This is a genomic window from Pantoea allii (genome assembly GCF_002307475.1).
Classification (GTDB): Bacteria; Pseudomonadota; Gammaproteobacteria; order Enterobacterales; family Enterobacteriaceae; genus Pantoea; species Pantoea allii.
Window position 1 is genome coordinate 96,606 of the sequence record NZ_NTMH01000036.1, and the last position, 20,069, is coordinate 116,674.

The 20,069-nt window shown below is 44.8% G+C and carries 17 protein-coding genes and 3 pseudogenes; 17 read left to right on the forward strand and 3 right to left on the reverse strand.

From position 1 onward, the window contains the following. Positions 1 to 139: 139 nt before the first annotated feature. The 12 genes and pseudogenes from CMR03_RS25265 (at position 140) to CMR03_RS15525 (ending at position 10,190) form a co-directional block, all read left to right on the forward strand. On the forward strand, positions 140 to 286 hold the full coding sequence (locus tag CMR03_RS25265; RefSeq protein ID WP_164484305.1) for a hypothetical protein: 147 nt from the start codon (positions 140 to 142) through the stop codon (positions 284 to 286). A 154-nt stretch (positions 287 to 440) separates the two neighbouring features. Then, positions 441 to 878: a DcrB-related protein gene (locus CMR03_RS15470; protein WP_063878709.1), complete on the forward strand. Its 438-nt coding sequence runs from the start codon at positions 441 to 443 to the stop codon at positions 876 to 878. Positions 879 to 895: 17 nt separating this feature from the next. Continuing rightward, positions 896 to 5,098, forward strand: coding sequence for an RHS repeat-associated core domain-containing protein (locus tag CMR03_RS15475; protein ID WP_096011957.1), 4,203 nt, complete (start codon positions 896 to 898; stop codon positions 5,096 to 5,098). 1 nt (position 5,099) lies between these two features. Next, positions 5,100 to 5,498 carry a hypothetical protein gene (locus CMR03_RS15480; protein ID WP_244181390.1) on the forward strand — a complete coding sequence of 133 codons (399 nt, stop codon included), beginning with the start codon at positions 5,100 to 5,102 and terminating at the stop codon, positions 5,496 to 5,498. Between the two features lie 206 nt (positions 5,499 to 5,704). Beyond that, positions 5,705 to 5,821 (forward strand): annotated as a pseudogene (locus CMR03_RS25905) (HNH/endonuclease VII fold putative polymorphic toxin); the annotation flags it as partial. 9 nt (positions 5,822 to 5,830) lie between these two features. After that, entirely contained in the window at positions 5,831 to 6,220 is a 390-nt protein-coding gene (locus tag CMR03_RS15490; RefSeq protein ID WP_096011958.1) for an Imm50 family immunity protein, read from the forward strand. A 117-nt stretch (positions 6,221 to 6,337) separates the two neighbouring features. Next, positions 6,338 to 7,201 (forward strand): annotated as a pseudogene (locus CMR03_RS15495) (RHS repeat-associated core domain-containing protein); the annotation flags it as partial. An 11-nt stretch (positions 7,202 to 7,212) separates the two neighbouring features. Next, the gene (locus CMR03_RS15500; RefSeq protein WP_096011960.1) at positions 7,213 to 7,518 is read left to right on the forward strand and encodes a DUF7716 domain-containing protein; all 306 of its coding nucleotides are present in this window, start codon (positions 7,213 to 7,215) and stop codon (positions 7,516 to 7,518) included. A gap of 154 nt (positions 7,519 to 7,672) precedes the next feature. After that, positions 7,673 to 8,096 (forward strand): annotated as a pseudogene (locus CMR03_RS25765) (RHS repeat-associated core domain-containing protein); the annotation flags it as partial. 307 nt (positions 8,097 to 8,403) lie between these two features. Then, a complete protein-coding gene (locus CMR03_RS15515) occupies positions 8,404 to 8,721 on the forward strand; it encodes a hypothetical protein (RefSeq protein ID WP_244181391.1) in 318 nt (105 codons plus the stop codon). An 82-nt stretch (positions 8,722 to 8,803) separates the two neighbouring features. Next, on the forward strand, positions 8,804 to 9,118 hold the full coding sequence (locus tag CMR03_RS15520; protein WP_096011962.1) for an RHS repeat-associated core domain-containing protein: 315 nt from the start codon (positions 8,804 to 8,806) through the stop codon (positions 9,116 to 9,118). Positions 9,119 to 9,746: 628 nt separating this feature from the next. Beyond that, on the forward strand, positions 9,747 to 10,190 hold the full coding sequence (locus tag CMR03_RS15525) for an ECs1072 family phage-associated protein (RefSeq protein ID WP_063878706.1): 444 nt from the start codon (positions 9,747 to 9,749) through the stop codon (positions 10,188 to 10,190). A gap of 78 nt (positions 10,191 to 10,268) precedes the next feature. Here the strand turns inward: CMR03_RS15525 and CMR03_RS15530 are convergent, their stop codons facing one another. After that, positions 10,269 to 11,813, reverse strand: a complete 1,545-nt coding sequence (locus tag CMR03_RS15530) for an ArnT family glycosyltransferase (protein WP_244181392.1) — start codon at positions 11,811 to 11,813, stop codon at positions 10,269 to 10,271. 772 nt (positions 11,814 to 12,585) lie between these two features. Between CMR03_RS15530 and CMR03_RS15535 the strand changes: the two genes are divergently transcribed. The 4 genes from CMR03_RS15535 (at position 12,586) to CMR03_RS15550 (ending at position 15,353) form a co-directional block, all read left to right on the forward strand. After that, positions 12,586 to 13,134, forward strand: a complete 549-nt coding sequence (locus CMR03_RS15535) for a hypothetical protein (RefSeq protein WP_063878704.1) — start codon at positions 12,586 to 12,588, stop codon at positions 13,132 to 13,134. A gap of 609 nt (positions 13,135 to 13,743) precedes the next feature. After that, positions 13,744 to 14,547, forward strand: coding sequence for a DUF3289 family protein (locus tag CMR03_RS15540; protein ID WP_096011964.1), 804 nt, complete (start codon positions 13,744 to 13,746; stop codon positions 14,545 to 14,547). Beyond that, a complete protein-coding gene (locus tag CMR03_RS15545; protein ID WP_096011965.1) occupies positions 14,540 to 14,992 on the forward strand; it encodes a DUF943 family protein in 453 nt (150 codons plus the stop codon). Before CMR03_RS15540 ends, CMR03_RS15545 begins: the two co-directional genes overlap by 8 nt. Positions 14,993 to 15,020: 28 nt before the next feature. Further along, entirely contained in the window at positions 15,021 to 15,353 is a 333-nt protein-coding gene (locus CMR03_RS15550; protein WP_096011966.1) for a hypothetical protein, read from the forward strand. Here the strand turns inward: CMR03_RS15550 and CMR03_RS15555 are convergent. Next, positions 15,333 to 16,444 (reverse strand): IS3 family transposase gene (locus tag CMR03_RS15555; RefSeq protein WP_096011967.1). Its coding sequence is split into 2 segments (ribosomal slippage): positions 15,333 to 16,192 and positions 16,192 to 16,444, totalling 1,113 coding nucleotides; the frame shifts between segments, so codons are not numbered across the junction. The two genes, CMR03_RS15550 and CMR03_RS15555, sit on opposite strands and share 21 nt — an antisense overlap. A 70-nt stretch (positions 16,445 to 16,514) precedes the next feature. Here CMR03_RS15555 and CMR03_RS15560 point away from each other — a divergent pair. Next, positions 16,515 to 16,667, forward strand: a complete 153-nt coding sequence (locus CMR03_RS15560) for a DUF4755 domain-containing protein (RefSeq protein ID WP_244181393.1) — start codon at positions 16,515 to 16,517, stop codon at positions 16,665 to 16,667. 69 nt (positions 16,668 to 16,736) lie between these two features. Here the strand turns inward: CMR03_RS15560 and CMR03_RS15565 are convergent, their stop codons facing one another. Then, on the reverse strand, positions 16,737 to 19,517 hold the full coding sequence (locus CMR03_RS15565; protein WP_096011968.1) for a hypothetical protein: 2,781 nt from the start codon (positions 19,515 to 19,517) through the stop codon (positions 16,737 to 16,739). Between the last annotated feature and the right edge of the window lie 552 nt (positions 19,518 to 20,069).

Here is a 20,069-nt window from a genome sequence, read left to right on the forward strand (position 1 = left end):
AAACAAGTTGGCTGTCGGTCTGCGCCCCGCACACGTAGGTTAACGAAACTTTTACGTTATCCTGCCGAGCCTTTTTCATCCGCCACATACTTGTACAGGCAGGGCCTGATAGAGTCATTCACATCAATCAGGAGCCCGTATGAAAAAAGTGATTCTGTTCGTTATCGCGTTAGCAAGTGTTTCTGCCCTGTCGGGCTGCATCTGGCCATACTGGGGACCCGGCGGCGGCCCGGGACAGATGGGACCAGGTGGCGGTGGCGGTCCTGGCGGCGGTCCGCACAGGTAACCCATAATGGCCTCGCCATGAGGCCATTATCCCTTTGCCGATAAGGATTATTCTGACATTCCAGCCAGGCCCTCTTCCCGCCCTTGCCTTTGCTGGAGATTCCCCGCTTTTCATGACAAACTTGAGCACATCTTAAGGATAAGGAATGTGTACGATGTCAGGATCAAACATCGCTTGTCTGTTTACGGAAGGTCAAATCACACTGCCTGAGGATTATCAGGACCGCACGGTTAATGCTTTCACCGCTTCTGCTGCCAATGCCCCCGCTTTTACTCTCTCACGCGATACGCTCGCCGACGGTGAAGCGCTGCCTGCGTATATCGATCGTCAGTTAACGCTAATGCAAAAACACATTAAGGGATGGAAACAGACTGAACGCGGCCCTGCCGTACTGGGTGACGATCTGCTTAAAGGCGAATGCGTGCACGCTAATTTTTTGCGTGACGGCAAACGCACCTGGCAACAGCAGTCGGTCTTCACGCCGGATAATCACAAAGTGCTGGTCTTTACCATGACCTCCATGTCCGCCATCAGTGACGCTGATCAGGCACAGTTTCAAACGCTGCTTAAAAGTTTTCGCTTTAACGCTTAACGACAAGGGCAATTATCATGTTTGAAGCTGCACGCCTCGGCGATGATATCGGTCACTCTCATGCGCTGGCAGGCATGATCGCGGGTACCCTCGTCGGTGGATTGATCGCTGCGGCAGGCGGTATTGCGGCGGGTGCATTGATGGTCGCCGGCATAGGCGCATCCTGTCTCGGCGTTGGCGTATTGTTGGTTGGGCTCAGCATCGGCGTGGGTTATCTCACCGGAGAACTGGCTACCGCCGCCCGGGATGGGATAGCGGATGCCGGCGCGGCCAGCATGACCAAAAAAGGCACGATTACTACCGGCTCACCCAACGTGTTTGTTAACAGTAAACCTGCCGCTATGGCCACCAACAGCATAGTGGCCTGCTCGGACGATGGTCCGCAGCAGATGGCGGAAGGTTCCTCCCGGGTTTATATCAACGGCCTGCCTGCAGCACGTATCGACGATCGCACCACCTGCGATGCAAAAGTGATGACGGGCTCTGACAACGTCTACATCGGCGGCGAACCTGAGCAAACGCTCCCCATCAAGCCTGAAGTGCCTGAATGGGCCTATAAAGCATCGGATCTCACTCTGCTGTTTGCCGGCCTGGCCGGTGGCGTGGGCGGTGCGGCTGGCAAGGTCGGGGCGCTGGGTAAATTACTGAGCAAGATTCCCGGCATCAACAAAATCGCCCGAGTGGCCTGCCGTGCTGGTGCCTTGATGACCGGTGTGGCGGCCGCAGGTATTGTTGCCCGTCCGGTGGATATTGTCAGCGGCCAGAAATTTCTCAGCGGCGACGATGAGCTGGATTTTGTGCTCCCTTCCCGGCTGCCCGTTAGCTGGCAGCGTTACTGGCGCAGTGGTAATCCCGGCGACAGCATATTGGGCCGTGGCTGGAACCTGTTCTGGGAAACCCGGCTGGAGCACTATCAGGACGGGCTGGTCTGGCGCGCGCCCTCCGGCGATTACGTCTCTTTCCCACGGGTACCAAAGGGACAGCGGACTTACTGCGAAGCGGAAAAACGCTGGCTGGAACATCACCGTGACGACAGCTGGTCGCTGTATGACATCAGCGGCGAGCGCTGGCATTTTATGCCATTGCCCGACGACGGCCCCTCTCTTCCCCTTTGCCTCACCGACCCCTGCGGCAACCAGATAACCTTTGACTGGAACCCCGATCATACGTTGAACGCGCTGACAGACAGCGCCAGTCAGCGCGTGGTATGCCGCTATGCCGATAACAGGCTTAGCGGAGCCTGGCTGGATGACGAAATTTGTCTGGTCAGTTACGCTTATGACGATATGGGCCAGCTCGTTACGGTAACGGGCCGGGGCGGTAGCGTGCGTCGACGCTTCCAGTGGCGCGACGGTCTTATGGTCGCTCATGAGGATACAAACGGCCTGCTGAGTGAGTATCGCTGGCAGACAATTGATGGTTTGCCCAGTGTGGTGGCCTTCCGTCACAGCGGCGGCGAGCAGCTGGATTTTGAGTACGATTTTGATAATGGCACCCGACGCGCGCGACGTGATGACGGCGTTGAGGCGCACTGGTTGATCGACGATGACGATAACGTCGCCCGCTTTACCGATTTCGATGGTCGCCAGACAATGCTGGTTTATCGCGCGGGCGAGCTGTGCGATGTCATTCTGCCCGGCGGGGCTATGCGCTGCAGCAACTGGGACCGCTATGGACGCATGACGCAGGAGATCGACCCGGTTGGACGACGAACCACCCGGCACTGGTTCCGCATGACCGACCGTATCCTCCGTACCGATTATCCCGATCTTACTGCTACCCAGGCGGCTTACGATCTTAACGTTCGCCTGCTCAGTGAAACTGATGCGCTCAATAACATCACCACCTATCACTATCCTGATGACACAGAAGTGCTGCCAGACAGCATCATCGATGCAACGGGCGGCGTGGTAAAGCTGGAATGGAACCGGCAAGGGCTGCTGACGCAGCGTACCGACTGCTCCGGCAGCGTAACGACGTTCAGCTATGACCGATTTGGTCAGCTTATCCGCAGCGTAGATGCTGAAGGCCATGTTACAGCGCGCGAATGGAATGACAGTGGGCAACTGCGCGCCATCATTCATCCGGACGGCAGCCGTGAAACCCTGCACTGGAATCACCAGGGGCAGCTCAGCGCGTGGCGCGATCCGCTGGAAGCCGAGGTGCGCTGGACCTATAACGCGCTGGGTTTACCGGTGAGCCTGACAGACCGGATTGGTCGCACACGTCGCTGGCATTATGATGCACGTGGCAATGTGCTCCGTCTGGAAAACGGCAACGGCGGTGAATACCGATTTACCTGCGATCCGCTCGGTCGTCCATTGAGTGAAATCCGACCCGATAAAACCTCGCGTAATCTGGAATGGAACGCGCAGGGTTTTCTCAGCGGTTTACAGGAAAACGGCAAGCCCGCTCTCGATGGTGGCGCAGCCCGTCGCTGGCAGCACTTTCGCTACGACGACAGCGGCCTGATGACCGGACGCACGACGCAGCATGCCGAATACCACTATCGCCGCCACCGGAGCGGACAGCTCGCCGGCCTGGTTCGTACCCCGACTGCAGAGGGGATCGCGCTCGGTATCGAAGAGGATGAAATCGCCTTCACCTATGACGCAGCAGGCCAGTTATTATCCGAGTCCGGTATAAACGGAAAACTGGATTACGAATGGGATGCCCTCGGCAACCTCACCCATCTGACCCTGCCGGGGGAACAGCAGCTTGCCTGGCTGCACTATGGCTCTGGCCATGTCAGCGCCATCCGCTTTAATCAGCAACTGGTCAGTGAATTTACCCGCGACCGTCTGCACCGGGAAATTCGCCGCAGTCAGGGCGCAAGGGAGCAGGCGCGCCAGTACGACAGTCTTGGCAGGCGCACGATGCAGCGCAGTGAATTGCATAGCCAGGTGGTGCTGCCGGAAAAAGCCATTCTGGAACGCGCTTTCCGCTATTCGGCACGCAGTGAACTGGAGTCTGTCAGTGATACGCTGCGCGGCGACATTATCTATGGTTACGATGATGAAGGCCGCCTGCTGAAGCACTATGAAGCCAGACAGGGCCACAGCACATCGCATTTTGCTTACGATAACGCGGACAACCTGGCGGCAAACGACGATGCACTGCACGCGTTGCCGGTTACCGACAACCGGCTGCATCACTGGCAGAATCTGTTTATGAAATATGACGGCTGGGGCAACCTGGTCCGTCGCCGTAGCGGCCTGCACGAGCAGCATTTTACCTATGATGCCGAAAACCGGCTCATCACCGCCAAAGGCAATGGTCCGGACGGCGAATTTACCGCACACTATCATTACGATGCGCTGGGCAGACGCACCCGCAAAGTGGTCAGAAGCCGGCACGATCGCAAAGAAACCCGTTTCCTCTGGCAGGGCTATCGTCTGTTGCAGGAGCAGCAGGATAACGGCCAGTGCCAGACCTATGTGTACGATCCCAACGAGGCCTGGAGCCCGCTGGCGCGCATCGATCATATGGCAGACGGCGACCGGGGCGATGTGTTGTGGTTCAATACCGATCTCAACGGGGCACCGCTGGAGGTAACCGATGAACGCGGCGACATCCGCTGGAGCGGCCAGTACAGCAGTTTTGGTGAAGTGCGCCGGCAGACAGAGGGCTTTACCCGGCTGGCGAAACAGTCTGCCCTGCCCCATCAGCCGCTGCGCTATGCGGGCCAGTATGCGGACAGCGAAACCGGTCTACACTACAATCTGTTTCGCTATTACGACCCGCAGGTGGGACGGTTCACGGTTCAGGACCCGATAGGGCTGGAAGGCGGCTGGAACCTGTATCAGTATGCACCGAACCCGCTGAGCTGGGTGGATCCGCTGGGGTTGAGCAATTGCGGTGCTCCAAACAAAAAGACATCTTATGAAGGTATCAGTCGCAGAGATGCGTTTAGGCAAGCTAAAAGGGATGCTGGAATACCAAATAATCAGCAACCAACTAAAATTCTGCGGCCTGAATTAAGGGATGGTAACGGCAATGTAGTAATCGGCAAAGATAATCTGCCGATAAGAACGCGAGAATATCATTTTGAAAACAAAGACAATAAAACTGTGTTGATACAGGAGCACAGTTTAGGCCACCAAAAAGCCACTCCTGGACATGGTGCAGAACCTCACTTTAATACCCGAACCATTGAAAGGCCAGATGCCGGAAACTTTCCTGGAACGCATGGCCACTATAATTTCCCGTGGAGTAATTAACATGAACCTAATAGATTTAATTAGTTACAATAATTTTTTAAAAAAAATATTCCCTGATGGAATTGAAAGTAATGTTCTTATTGGAAAACTATCACTCGAGTTAGGAGGCCGCCTTGCAGTAAACATTCATACCAAACAGAAACCTGCATTTGAAATAGCCAAATGGGGAAAGTGGGGTGTTGATTACAATGTAATTGTCATACATGCTTTAGGTGGAAAGGGTGATATTGTTAACATAAAGAAATGGAGTAAAATAGAATACGCTCATTTATCAATAAATAAAAACGGTAGCGTATATGACTTACAGCAAACTGGCCTTCATCATGAACTATTCTTTTCCGTCGATGTTTTAACTTTTCAAAATTGCACTACATACTTAGAACAAGAAGACATCTTATAAAGGGGGCAGCCGCAAGGATGCCTTAGGCAAGCTAAAAGGAAGACTGGAATAACAATGAATCAACACTATGGCCCTATCACAAAATCCGATCTATTAGATGGGAGTGGTAAAAAATCATTAGGCAGTATTGGCCAGCCAATTAAAAAAGGCATTCCGAATTTGTTGGTAAAAAAGGTCAGTCCGTTCTTCTACAAGACCATAGTTTAGGACATGCCAAGGCTACTTCTGGTCATGGGACTCAACCTCATTTTAAGGTCAGACCTCTTAAAAACCTGAATGCTAGTTCAGTTCCTGGTACTCATGGCCACTATAATTTCCCGTAAGGTATTTCTATGTGGTTTAAAAATGCGATAGGTAAAGAAAAAATTCAATTCATTTTCGGCAATGAATTGAACATTAAAAACATCGAAATTTCAAGTTTTTCATTGGAGCGCTTTTCAGACTTAAAAATTCATTTCTTTTGTAGGGAAATACCGAAAAAGCATCCTGAAAAATGGAAGAAGGATGGATTCAATGCACTTAGCCTGGTGATTAACTTTGGAGATGTTATCCATTTAAATGCCACTGGTTCTGGAATCGGCTTCTTTTGCTCCCCGGAAATAAAGTCCTTTGAAAATTATTCAGAAATAAAAATAAAAAATAACGAGCTCGATTTTTATTGCAAATCAAAGTTCTTAACAATTGAAAGTATCACACCATATATAGATGAACGATGGGACTAAAAAGGAAGCCAGCAAGGCTGCTGGCTTCCTTTTTCAAGCGAACATTTCGTTATTAAAAGACAATCATCGGTCAAAATTGACACACCATTGCTGAGCTAAACTAATAACAAAAATATTAAAGAAATCCGTTTCCTCTGGCAAGGCTATCGTCTGTTCCAGGAGCAGCAGGATAACGGCCATTGCCAGACCTATGTGTACGCTCCTAACGAGGCCTGGAGCCCGCTGGCGCGCATCGACCATATGGCAGACGGCGGTCGGGGCGATGTATTGTGGTTCAATACCGATCTCAATGGGGCGCCGCTGGAGATAACCGATGAACGCGGCGACATCCGCTGGAGCGGCCAGTACGGCAGTTTTGGTGAAGTGCGCCGGCAGACAGAGGGCTTTACCCGGCTGGCGAAACAGTCTGCACGGCCCCATCAACCGCTGCGCTATGCGGGCCAGTATGCGGACAGCGAAACCGGTCTACACTACAATCTGTTTCGCTATTACGACCCGCAGGTGGGACGGTTCACGGTTCAGGACCCGACAGGACTGGAAGGCGGCTGGAACCTGTATCAGTATGCGCCGAACCCGCTGAGCTGGGTGGATCCGTTGGGGTTATACAAGGGTGAAGGTCAACGTGGCTTAGGAAAATATCATGTTTTCCATGAACACACGCTTGACTCAAGCGAATACAAAATGACGGACAAAGAACATTTTAGCCGAGCAAACGAATCTGTTTACAAGCGTCTTCAAACTGATCCAGAATTTAAGCGTGAGTTACAAACAAAATATCCAGGTGTTGTTGAACATGTTCAACCGATGAAAAATAATAAATTTAGAGGATCTTCGCCAAAAAACATGACCTGGCATCACGGTGATTCACCAGGCTCGTTACAACTTGCTGATTTCAATGATCATAAAAGCTACCATAAAATTTACCATCCGGACGGAACGGGTGGGAGAAATAAATGGGGCGGTGGAACTAGTTGCCGATAATGAGGTGTTAAATGATTGTGATTAATGGTTTTGATGAGTTATTGAAAAAATGTCATGAGCTCCCTGACGTAGGCTGGCTTTATGTTGGGGAATCGTTTGATCTTGAATCTAAAAAAGATATTAATGAGGGAAGATACTTTATCGCCCAAGATGAAGATGAGGAAATGGACTTCGAAGAAAATTACGGAACATTCTTAGAGGCACCTATTTTCAAAGCTATAATTGAGAATAAGCTTGAACATCATCCGGATTCTGATAGAGATGATTTTTTTAATGCGGTCATCCATTACCTTGAAAATGATGATTTCATGGATTAATTCTTTTTAAGGCTGGAAGAAGGAATGCTATTCCTCCAGCTTTTTTGTCAAAAGCGATGTCTTAAAAACATTTTTCTGCGCTGACCGAATCAATTTCATTCCTTTCAATAAATAATAAACCCTTTGAAATCATACATAAAAAAGTTTATCAAATAACTGTCAACTTCAAACCTATGTGTACGAGGCCTGGAGCCCGCTGGCGCGCATCGATCATATGGCAGACGGCGGCCGGGGCGATGTGTTGTGATTCAATACCGATCTCAATGGGGCACCGCTGGAGGTAACCGATGAACGCGGCGACATCCGCTGGAGCGGCAGTACGGCAGCTTTGGTGAAGTGCGCCGGCAGACAGAGGATTTTACACGGCTGCGAAACAGTCTGCCCTGCCCCATCAGCCGCTGCGCTATGCGGACCAGTATGCGGACAGCGAAACCGGTGTACATTATAATCTGTTCCGCTATTACGACCCGCAGGTGGGACGGTTCACGGTTCAGGACCCGATAGGGCTGGAAGGCGGCTGGAACCTGTATCAGTATGCGCCGAACCCGCTGAGCTGGGTGGATCCGCTGGGGTTGAGTGTTGATAAAATCAATATATACAAAGATGCTCCATATCATGGCGCCTCAGATAACGCCGTAAAAAGTAAAACACCCATCAACGGCCAGTCAGCTTTGGACAATTCTATTCAGTTAAAACCAACGTCCCCAAGAAGAGTTGGCGTTGATGTGCAAAATAATGAGATTGTTGTATTAGATAAAACACGGTCTTTGTCTGATCAAGTAGATGAATATCACGGACATGTACGTGAGTGGGATGCTTTAGATAACAAACAACAATCAGCATTAATTAAATCTGGAAAAACCACGAGAAGAGGAAAAATTTACTGTGAATAATGATAAATTACGACTCGAGAAAATTTCAGGCTCTGATGATCTAGTTAAGATGTCAGACACACTTTTATTTATTGCCCATAACATCAGTGATATAGAGTGGGCTGAAAAAGAATTTATGAAAAAAGCAGACCATTACGATGAAGACATTAGTGGTCTAGCGATTACTTGCTTAGGTCACTTAGCAAGAATACAGGGGAAAATTGATAAAAAAATAGTCATTCCTTTCCTTAAAGAAAAGATGAAAAGCGATAATCCTATAATAGCATCAAGAGCCGAAGATGCGCTGGATGACATAAATATGTTCACTTGAAAATAATCATAAATATAAAGGTAAACAAACAGTTCTGTACTGCTGACGGAACAGTCAGTATTGCCCTATCAGTTGCTGCGTAATGCGGATCAGTGCGGGCAGAATAAATCGTCTGCATTACAATCAGTTCCGCTATTATAACCCGCTGGTGGAGCGATTCACGGTTCAGGACCCGATAGGGCTGGAAGGTGGTTGGAACCTGTATCAGCATGCACCGAACCCGCCGAGCTGGGTGGATCCGCTGGGGTTGAGTGTTGATAAAATCAATATATACAAAGATGCTCCATATCATGGCGCCTCAGATAACGCCGTAAAAAGTAAAACACCCATCAACGGCCAGTCAGCTTTGGACAATTCTGTTCAGGTAACCAACGTCTCTAAGAAGCGCCAGGACTGATGTCAAAGATAATAAGTTTTTTATAATAGATTAAACGCAGTTTTTATCTGATTTAGGCGATGAGTATCTGGCCAAATAGATGAGTGGGATGCTTTAGATAACAAACAATAATCCACGTTTAAATCCGGTAAAACGACGAGAATAGCCATTTAATGAATGTCACAGCAGTATTTTCTATGTCTTTATTAACAGTATGTACTTTTTTACCCGCCAGCCCTATGATTTGGCTGTGTCACCTGGACACGGTGGAGGTCGATATGAGAAATTTCGGTTTCGTCGTTCTTGGTCTGGTGGGTTTCTCTGCATTCAGCGTTGCGTTTTGCACACTTTGTTTAACCACTGCCGGTGTGTTGCATTAATCGCGTCTGAATTCCTCGACATGGCCCTTTGTGGCCATTTTTGTTTTCACTGCATCAAACGTAAGCTCTGCTATTTGCTTTCTCCGTTTCATAAAAACGTCATACTGCACAGCCCGACTTTGCAGGGCACTACGCAGCGGCACTGAAGCGGTAAAACCCAATACTGTTTTTTTACGTCCGAAAGCGGCTGATTATGCTTGCAACCTTTGCCGCACGAGTTCCTTCTGCTAACGTTGTTATGATAACGACACTTTCGGACAAGGTAAGCTATGAATCAGTATGACAATCTCTGGAATGCTATTGAGACGCGCGTCAAGCAGAACAACGATGCCACGACGCTGGATATGGGCAATTCCGAAAATGTTTTTGTTAATCAGATCAGGCAACGTACGGCTCAAATATTCATTCTTGAAATCATTCTGGACAAGCACCGCAAACAATTTGGCACGCGCTATTTTCCTTTATCTGGAGAGGAGGCGCTTTATCACCTGATCTTTACGCGCACAAACTGGCTACCTGCTCAAATCAGAACGCTGTCACTTTCCGATGCGCTATTTGTTATTGCCGAACTTTTCCGAGACGGTAACCTTCAGGAAGGCGTCAAAAACTTCCTTGGCACCCAGGGACTGCGCAATGTTTCCCATTCTGTTGATGAATTCTCGGACAGAGACTGGGCGCCAAAGGAAAATGAAGTTCATCTTTCACTCCCCTGAATGACGATAGCGCCAGTGTGGAATATTAACTGCGCCTGCAGGATGAACGCAGGCGCGTTAAGTCCGTAATATTTCGGTTTACCTGTTCAGTCGGTAAAGCTGGTAGTTCTCTTCATTATCCGCAGGCCTTTCCCCCTGCCAGACCAATGTTCCGTCGACATACTCTTCAGGGTGCTTTTTATCATGCTGCACCAGCAGCCAGTGACAACGATAAGCACCTCTGTGCTTCCCTTCTCGTAATGTTATCAGCCCGTCATAATATTCCAGTAAAGCTCGCTGCGGCTCGCCAAGGTGCTTGCTTGCCACACACTCGTCCTTCGGCAACCAGGCCCGCAACGGGATAAACACATCAGAATAGCGCTTAGTATAATCCAGGTACGGCATGCCCAATGTCATGGCTAAAACCCAGCACAGCGTGATGCAGCTGGTAAAAACAGCTAAAGGACATTGCCGACAGGTGCGGTTAAGCAACACCAGCCCGCTGAGCATCAGCGTTGCCACTAATGCCACAATAAGCATCACCGGAGAGAGCTGCGGCGTGAAGCCAGGTGCGCCGTGCAAGACCCATTTGTTCCACAACGGTGCAGGCCAGCCAGTCATCAGGATGATCCCTGCCCCCCACATGACCGCAGGGAGCAGGCAGAATAGTCCAAGTGCCCAGGGACGTAACTTTTCTGTCCAGGTGCTTTTCTGTTGGCAGGCTCCAACGGCCAGTATGGCCAGCGGCAGAAGCAGCGGCATGGCGTAAAGCTCACGCGCATCGGAAGCGACTGACAACGTAACGAAACCGGCAGAAAAAAACGTTACCAGCACCTTCGCAGGGGCACTAATGCCGGTTTTCCATGTGCGCCAGAGCCACCATGAAGCCATCGGCAATGCAGGAAAGGCGTACCAGGGAAGCAGTTTGAAGTAAAAAAAGTGTTTCGCTTTGGGGCCAAGTTTAGCGGTGCCATCGAAACGGCCAACGTTATTCACCAGCAGCCAGGTTGAAAACAGTTTTTCTGAACGCATCCAGAGCGCATATAACCACGGTGCAACCAGCGGGCAGAAGACCAGCACCGCGATGGCACAAAATATGGCATAGCGTCTGCTACGACATTCTGCATTCAGCAAAGGTAGCGCCAGTGCTGTCAGCCCAAGAATGCCGGGGCCGAGAAGCCCTTTAGACAGGAACATGATGGCTGCGCCAACGCCCAGAATCGTTCCCCCCAACATGTGGCGGCGAATTCCCAAAACGAAACCGTAAATGCCAATTGCACCGCCTGCCAGCAAAGCAGTGTCCGTAATCATCTGATGAGCCCGGATAGGAAAACCAACACAGGCAAACAGAATAAGCACCGCCCAGCGGCCCGCTCCCCTGCCAAACAGCTCCCGGGACGTCAGCGCGATGGCATAACAGGTGATCAAGATAAACAGGCCCGTTGTCAGACGTGCTGCATCCGGTTCGCCCAGTAGTGGACTAAACAGCCGGAGGAAGAACGAGGCCACAATGAAATAGAGTGGCGGCTTTTCCATAAAGGGTTCGCCCGCCAGCGTAGGTACTATCCAGTCACCGGTTTGGGCAATATGACGGATTAGTCCAAAGGTATAAGCCTCATCCGGCTTCCACGGCTCATGACCCACAAGCCCCGGTAGTAGCCAGCAGGTGAAGACAACCATGCACAACAGGAGTGAGATTTGCTGAGATGCAGGTAAAAAAGGTCGGGTCGGGTATATGTAAGTCGCACTTTTACTGGTAAATGTTTGAGGTAAAAAGCTTTCCGGGCCTGCAGCCCGCGTAACAGGAAAGCCCATCTGGCAATGTCTTGTATTCACGATTTACTGCCCTGCCCTACCTGTTTTTACGTTAATGGGCTGATTTAAACCTCACCCTGTCCATGCTGACTCAGTCATAATGTTCGTGCGTAAGCTGTACAGATGAGACCTTCACCCGGTTCGTCTCAGACATATGCCTCATTGTTCATGCAATGTTTCTCTCAATTTCACTTAAAATTGGGTGAACTCATTACGAAAAGGGAGGCGTATGCGCTTACTGGTAATGAATAAGGTAAAGAAAGCGGAATAAACGAGGAATAAACATACTGTGCTTTAAGCTGAGATTTCAGACAAAAGCCATTAACGACTGTTTGTTTAAAGAATATTTAATGTTCAGTGAAAATAACGCATAAATAATTTTTCTGCCAAACGGTTTAGTTCATAAAAACATCATAAGCCAGAGGAACCTTTCGCACTGGCTCAGACTCAATAAGGCCGTTATCAGAAATAACATTCACTTTTTACGCGCGTGCTAAAGCATTAATAAAGCTAAATAAACCATCCTTTTCCAGGGTTAACACTTATCAATTTGATGTATAATAACCCGATAAAAAATCATCAACCAAAAGGACTTAACTTTATGAATGCAAAACAGTATGGCGTCCCATTGCTCGTATCATCTCTTATTCTGGGCGGTGCCATTTTCTGTGCAGCGATGGTTAACAAAGGACTCATCCTTCAAGAAAAACACGTCATTAAGACTACGTCAGGGAGTGTGAACCTCGGTGAAATTTATAGTGAAAAACGTGGGATGGATATTACCTTAGCGGCTGCATCGGATAACGCACCAAAAGAAATAAACCTGACTAATTTAGATCCAAACAATTTCTCAGGTGATATTCATAATGCGTTAACAAAAATAGCAAATCGGGCTAACGAGCAACAAGGTTTATCCGGTGATAAAGCAATAAAAGTGGATAAACTATCCTCTAACTTACCTTTTAAGCTGCACGTAACAACTTATATTCAGTACATCTCTGAACACATACCTAATTACAAACTGGTTATTGAGGAAAAAGATTTCATTATCGAGAAAGAAGTATTTGAACATCGTATTAATACTGAAGCAGAGAAGATGGTAAAAGAAAGCGCTCCAGTATTTTCTGCAAACAGTTTTATCAAAGATTAAAGTTTATCTTTTCCCGGTTCTCAGGAAAAATTATTGAATAAAAGCTGGTCTTTCCATAGACCAGCTTTTACTATTTTTTATTGTAGACAACGCGCATGAGGAAAACGCTGGTTTTATTTCTTTGCATTTAAAAAGCAGGTTCTGGTATTTTTTCCACCTAAGAAATATTACACACATCCTCAATATTTTTGTCATACAGCAATGTTGAGTTGATGCATACCGTACCACTGACTTCCCCCATATTGGATAAGAACGCAATAGGTGACCCTGTACCGAAATGGACCAGTTAAAAGATTTATATTCTGATTTTTAAGGGAAAAGTAGACTTTAAGGGATGCAAACAGAAGAGAAAGTGGCGCGCCCTACAGGATTCAAACCTTCTAGCTAGTCATCTGTTCTATATGTGTTTTTTTTCATTTTAGTTTGTGACCTGCCCCCAGATATGCCCCCTTAACAAAGTGCTCACCACCATGACTGTGGTTTATCAATGAGTGCTTGTCTGAGCTTCGATGACTCTTAGCATAGAGAATGTTAAGAAAATTCTTAACCTACCTAATAAACAGAAGATGTATAATACTTAATCATTTGACTGAAAGGGATTGATTTTGAATGAAGGGAATCGACAAAAAACTAACCATTTTCACCACAAAAAAAAGATTCAATGACAGAAACGCCGATGACATGCAAAGTGGCGATATGGATGTTGATACGCTGAAAAAGCATTACCATCTCGGACAAGTATCAACTTTCATAGACTGGACTACTTTTGGTCCTTCCTATCAGCATCCCGCTACTAACTCCATACGGCCAGTTAGCAGGGAAAGAGCCATAGCGATGTTATACGATGAACTAAGATCTCAGTCCTATGTCTTTTCTTTCCGAGGACCATACCAGGGCTTGATCATAGATCTTTTCAATCATATGCAGCGCAATAATGGAAAAGATTATCAGCATCCGACTATGAACAATGCCTACAGAAATCTTATTTTGAGTGACAAATCTGTCGATAGCACACTATCCATAATTAAAAATACTATCGAGCAATTTGATTTCAACAAGTCCCAATTAACGAAAGAACATTTCTCAACTGTGTTATCTAAAAGCCATTTACCTAAATACACAAGATGGAAAGATTTCGTCAATGGTATGGGGATTACCGTGCATGACATAAACAGCACAGAAATTTCTATTGAAAGCCTGACCTTTCAAGGCAATAAATATACTGCGGTTGTCAAATATAGAGCACAAGACCATTTTGGCTTAGATAAAGAAGATATCTTAAAGATTAAATTCAACTCAATTAGTTTCTTCAGAATATGGTTTGTTCTACAGAGGGCTAAGCATTTTGCTCAAAAGCCATTTTTCACAAATTTCGAAGCCACTATAACATTGACAGGAGAAAACAATGTTTAACTATAAAAGGATTGGAGCACTTTTAGTTTTTTTAATAATAGCATACTGCATATGGATTGCTATAAGACCTGCAAAAATAGTCAGAGTTGATAATGGTGCGGTTTTTGTAGAACATTTGCCAATGACTACAAAAGGGAAATTAAACTGGTGGTTGAAAAACAGAGAATTACTTGATAATAAATATCACATCATCAATACCCCTGATAACTTCACAGTTATAGTCATGAATTTCGGTGGTTATGAAAAATTACCTACCGGAACCAGAGATGGATCAATTGATGACTATACTTGCTTTGATGATAATAATGGCGAGCATAAGAAATGTGTTTATAACAGCATAGCGTTAGTCGTTAGGGGCCGCATAAATGGTAAAGTGTTTATAACAATAGACGGTAAAACTTACCTTCAAACCGATAGTGATAAAGCTATAATTTATAAAGATTAAACCATGTCATCTAAGGCACAATTAAAAAATGAAAAAAATACTTTTAGCATTGATGCTTTTTACTCCTTTATCATTTGCCGATTCTAATGTTAAAGGTGTGGAATCAGCCGCGCTAAATTTCAACAAATGGTATGTCGGTCAACTCTTGCAGGATAAATCTCCTCTGACTGATTACTCTGCCCTTTCAAAGTATGTAACCAGTGACACGATCAGTGCTTTGAAGAAGCTATACAGCGGGAATAGCAATGATGTAGATGTTCCTGATGCAGACATGTTCGTCAAGGCTCAAGACTATGAAAACGACTGGAATCAAGTGAGTGTTATTGTAAGCACACCCGTTTTAGTTCCACGCACTTTTTGAGGTTTCCGGTTTTACGGCCATCAGACGGTCCTCCTCCGGTGACAGGTTATTCAGGGATTCATGAGGCCGCTCGCTGTTGTATTCCATCAGCCAGCGACTTGTGATTTCCCGAGCTTCATTCAGCGTTCTGAACAGGTAAAAATCTAGGATTTCTGTTCGGTACGTCCGGTTAAACCGTTCGATAAAGGCGTTCTGCGTTGGTTTTCCCGGCTTGATAAATTCCAGCATCACTCTATGCTCTTCAGCCCACTGTGCCAGCGTCAGTGAGACCAGTTCTGGTCCGTTGTCCATCCGCAGTTTCAGTGGATAACCCCGGTTTGCCACGATTCTGTCCAGCACCCTGACCACCCGCTGTGCCGGGATATTCAGATCGATTTCTATGGCGAGGGCCTCGCGGTTAAAGTCATCAACCACATTAAAGGTCCGGAAGCGTCTGCCGCAGACCAGCGCATCATGCATAAAATCGATGGACCAGCTCTGGTTAAGCGCTTCCGGCGTAGCCAGTGGCGCCGGGTTACGCGCGGGTAAACGCTGTTTTCCCTTGCGACGAAAATTCAGTTTCAGCAGGCAGTAAATCCGGTGAACGCGTTTATGGTTCCAGGTGTTACCCTGCCTGCGCAGCAGCTGGAACAGTTTTTTGAAGCCGTATCGCGGGTAGCGCTCTGCCAGCTCAGTCAGCACCTGGATCACCGGTTCATCACGCCGGGTATCGGGCTGGTAAAAATAGACCGTCCTGCTCAGCGATAACGTCCTGCAGGCCTGGCGAATGCTCATGGTAAATTGCGCAGTCAGGTAACCGACGAGCTCACGCTTTATCGCTGGTTTTAAAGCTTTTTTTCGATGACTTCTTTAAGTGCCCGGCATTCAAGGCTGAGATCAGCAAACATCTGTTTGAGGCGACGGTTTTCATCCTCCAGGTCTTTCATCTTTTTTATATCAGAGGCTTCCATACCGCCAAACTTCGCTTTCCAGTTGTAATAGCTGGCTTCAGAGATACCGGCTTCACGGCAGACATCCTTAACGGTACGTCCGGCTTCGACGGACTTCAGAACGGCAATGATCTGGTGTTCGGTGAATCGGGCTTTACGCATGGTGATCTCCTCACAGGACATAATCAGTATGTCGGAAGATCTCTAAAAGCGAATGGTTCGGTTTACCGGGATGCTTACAGTAGATGATGTGCAAAACCCGGAGTGGCGAGTCATGTTCTTTCCGCAAAAAGGTGACTTCAACTCGCATGATGGTATCCGTGATACAGAACTGCAACTTAAGCGCTGGATGCATATCTTTGATAATTTAATCAATAAAAATTAAGCTTTTAAAGTGACTATATTTTTAGCCAGAACACTTGTTCAAGTATTCTGGCTTCTAATTTATGAAAGACTAAAAACTCTTATTTATATTTATTTCCTTATCCGACTTGAACAACTGCTCGATCTCCTGATCTTGCCTGTCATTTAAAAACTTACATCTTTCTTCAGAAAGGAAGTATATATAGAATTTTTCTTGAGGCATGATATCAATATTGAAAGTGACATTCATTAAAGCATATAGGAAAGGACTCTCATTATCGATGTTAAATTTGGAATTTAATAAACCTAAATTTTGTTCATTTATCGAATTAACACTAAGATTCAATAGATCCAAAGACCTCTCCATAGTAAAACAATCTGACAACATGAAGTAGTATATCCCTGGTCTTTCGAAGCCTAACACACCACTGTCATCAGTCATTTTTAATCCTTTCGTATATCTGAATGTATTTACTCTATCACTCACCTTATACTCAATGCAAAAAGCACCCTTATTTTCAATTTCATTATAATTTCCTAACTCCTGTATTTCAAAATGTCCGTTTTGGAAGTAAGGCAATAATGACCTAAGCCAATCATATACTAAGTTTAAACTTAAATTATGAACATTTGTTGAATAATGCACTCCGTCGATAGGTGTAAGCAACTCCCTTTTGTTTATTAATGACATAAATGTTGATCCGATAATTCTCTGGGATTTAGGCATATCATCTAAATTCAAAATCGATTTTAGGTATTTTTCTATTTCAGATTTTGTTTCTACAATATACTGATTAACGAGATCAGTATTAAGATCACTCTCTATAACTTCTTTAAGAATGATTTCATTAAATTTAAACAATAGCGTGTTCAGTTTATCTGCAACAGGTTTTATTTTTTTATTATCCAAATTTTCACCTGTTATAGCTTCATATGTTTTATGAAAGGATTCATCTTCTAAAATTGAGATAATTGACTTAATTTGATGAGTATTTAAATCAGTATAAGATTTAAAGCTTGCAAAATCTCTAATGAATATAAAATCAAAATGATTATTGCTGAAATCTGAATGTATCAAAAACATAGCAATCATTTTGTAACTATCATTAGCAATTGATAGGGTTGTCACTTCACCGTCTGGAATTTCACGCAATTTCGATTCTGCACCGAAAGATCTGTAGTCCTTAGGAATAGAGAACAACAGAAAATAAGTTTCTTCTTTATAATATAGCTCTTCTAAAAATCGAGCATTCATCCATGATTTTAATAATTTTCTTAAAAGGATAAACTCATCATTCTCTGGTTCGTTTTTCTTAATTATGTGCTGCACGCGCAAAATAAGTAGTGTAACAACTTCTAAAACACACCGAAGGATTTTTTTTTGGATTCCATTTAAAGACTCATGATCAATTTTGTTACTTTTTTCTAAAAATCTCATCTTGTAAGTAACTAAATCGGTATCACACTCAAATGCTATGTAATTCATGTTTACTAAATTACTAATGGTATTATCTATAAGTAAATCCAAGAAAACATATTCACTGTCGTCAATGCCATATCTAACCCTACTCTCTAAATTACGAAATGTACTCTTATAGAAAGCTGCAAAATCCTCTTTACTGTAAATATATCTCGACAGGTTGATTAACGATGACATGATACCGGCGGCCTTGACTAACTCTCCACTCCTCAGAGGATAAGATATCATTTTCTCATAAAAACTTGAAAAAACAGATATATTAAATATTTTTTTATTTTTTAATTTAACTATGGATAAATCAAAATTCCTCAAAGTGAATGAATAATTGTCAGTAGTTGTAAGTTCATAAAAAACTTTAACGCCGAAATCAAGTGCCCATTCATCACCTTTCATTAAATGTTTTCTAAGGTTGACCAAAAGTGCTTCTTCATAAGCCTTAAAACTTTCATAGATAGGCGGAAGTTTTCCGACAACTAAAGCTCCCTTCAATAACTCAGTAACTTTTAACACCATAGAATTATCTACAGATTTATCACTGCTAGTAACAATTTTAGCCACTGGTTTTATTAAAGGAGAAAAAAAATCAACATTGAGCAAGAGCACTAAGTTGTTAGATTTGCCCAACTCCTCAATCATCTCATAAAATTTAATCAAAACTTTATCATTAAACCCAACTAATGAGTAGTTTGCATTGATTGGGAAAATATCTAATTCGATTACATTAGATGAAAAGTGACCTCCAATTAATTCAGACTGAATATAATCACTGGAACTTAACTTTTCGTGAAATCTTTGATTTAATTCTTTTCTTTCTATATTTACAAGCGAGTAGGCAGACCCAACAGACTTTATATTATTAAAAAGCAGAATCCTTATTGTGTCTGATCTCTCCATAAACTCATAAAGCTTGTAGTACATCACCCCATATTTAATAATAAATAAAAGGGAGAAATAAAGTGATAAAAAATATCCAATAAAACCACAACCAATAGTCAAAAGCAAAACACCACATATCAAACTGCATATTGATTCCATGCTGAAATCAAGGAATTTATTATCCCTCAATAATAATATTTTCGATATTGACTCAAAACCATACTCAGAATAACTTGAAACTTGACCTACAAACATACTCATGAAGGTTATAGATAATGCAGCAATAGTGCCATGTATACCTAAAACACTTCCCCAGACGCTTGTAGTCCAGTTAAAATCTGTGTTGTTATATATTGAAGGGCTTATAAATAAAAACTTATAAGGTAGGTTAAAAAACCTTTCGAAATACAAACCTGACAAAGAAAAAAGGAAAACAATAAAATATAGTGCAACCACTTTTATTATATTAGATTTGATATTGTTTTTAAAGGTAAACTTTCCTCTTCCTACAACCATTATACGCTCCTGTTCCTTCCCTAACAGACTTGATACCAAATGATTTATTAAATCATGGATGCCATATGATCCATTTGCAGAACACTCGCCCTAAGTTAAGTGTAAGGATCATATGGCATAGATATTGTATCGTCATTTTCAAAAAAAAGTATATCCTAAACCCTTTTTTTCATTTTGAAAACATCTGCTTTAGGCTCTGGTGAAGGCGTAAAGCTCTGTTTTTGAGTAGCAAATATTCTTTCTACTTCGTACTCATTCCAGATAAGTATTCGATAATAGACTTGTAAAAATACAGCACTCGTTCGAGACTGACAGTTGAAGGTATTGTATAGAAGTTTGGACTGAGCAAAGCCGAACTCAAAACTACAATTATATTGCCTGGCCCTTTCAGATAGGGATTCTGATAATCCTGTTGATACTTCAAAAAGTATCATACACAGAACAGACAGGCATTTTTTACGATTTTTTTCTTTATTGCAGTCTGATTCGTCGTATCGAAGAATGACGCGATTTAGGAGTATCGGAAATTTCTGCTGACTAGCGATACCTGTT

Excerpts from the sequence above, each read along its gene's own strand:
- CMR03_RS25265 (WP_164484305.1), top strand. The coding sequence starts at position 140 with ATGAAAAAAGTGATTCTGTTCGTTATCGCGTTAGCAAGTGTTTCTGCC.
- CMR03_RS15470 (WP_063878709.1), top strand. The coding sequence starts at position 441 with ATGTCAGGATCAAACATCGCTTGTCTGTTTACGGAAGGTCAAATCACA.
- CMR03_RS15475 (WP_096011957.1), top strand. The coding sequence starts at position 896 with ATGTTTGAAGCTGCACGCCTCGGCGATGATATCGGTCACTCTCATGCG.
- CMR03_RS15480 (WP_244181390.1), top strand. The coding sequence starts at position 5,100 with ATGAACCTAATAGATTTAATTAGTTACAATAATTTTTTAAAAAAAATA.
- CMR03_RS15490 (WP_096011958.1), top strand. The coding sequence starts at position 5,831 with ATGTGGTTTAAAAATGCGATAGGTAAAGAAAAAATTCAATTCATTTTC.
- CMR03_RS15500 (WP_096011960.1), top strand. The coding sequence starts at position 7,213 with ATGATTGTGATTAATGGTTTTGATGAGTTATTGAAAAAATGTCATGAG.
- CMR03_RS15520 (WP_096011962.1), top strand. The coding sequence starts at position 8,804 with ATGCGGATCAGTGCGGGCAGAATAAATCGTCTGCATTACAATCAGTTC.
- CMR03_RS15525 (WP_063878706.1), top strand. The coding sequence starts at position 9,747 with ATGAATCAGTATGACAATCTCTGGAATGCTATTGAGACGCGCGTCAAG.
- CMR03_RS15535 (WP_063878704.1), top strand. The coding sequence starts at position 12,586 with ATGAATGCAAAACAGTATGGCGTCCCATTGCTCGTATCATCTCTTATT.
- CMR03_RS15540 (WP_096011964.1), top strand. The coding sequence starts at position 13,744 with ATGAAGGGAATCGACAAAAAACTAACCATTTTCACCACAAAAAAAAGA.
- CMR03_RS15545 (WP_096011965.1), top strand. The coding sequence starts at position 14,540 with ATGTTTAACTATAAAAGGATTGGAGCACTTTTAGTTTTTTTAATAATA.
- CMR03_RS15550 (WP_096011966.1), top strand. The coding sequence starts at position 15,021 with ATGAAAAAAATACTTTTAGCATTGATGCTTTTTACTCCTTTATCATTT.
- CMR03_RS15560 (WP_244181393.1), top strand. The coding sequence starts at position 16,515 with ATGCTTACAGTAGATGATGTGCAAAACCCGGAGTGGCGAGTCATGTTC.
- CMR03_RS15565 (WP_096011968.1), bottom strand. The coding sequence starts at position 19,517 with ATGGTTGTAGGAAGAGGAAAGTTTACCTTTAAAAACAATATCAAATCT.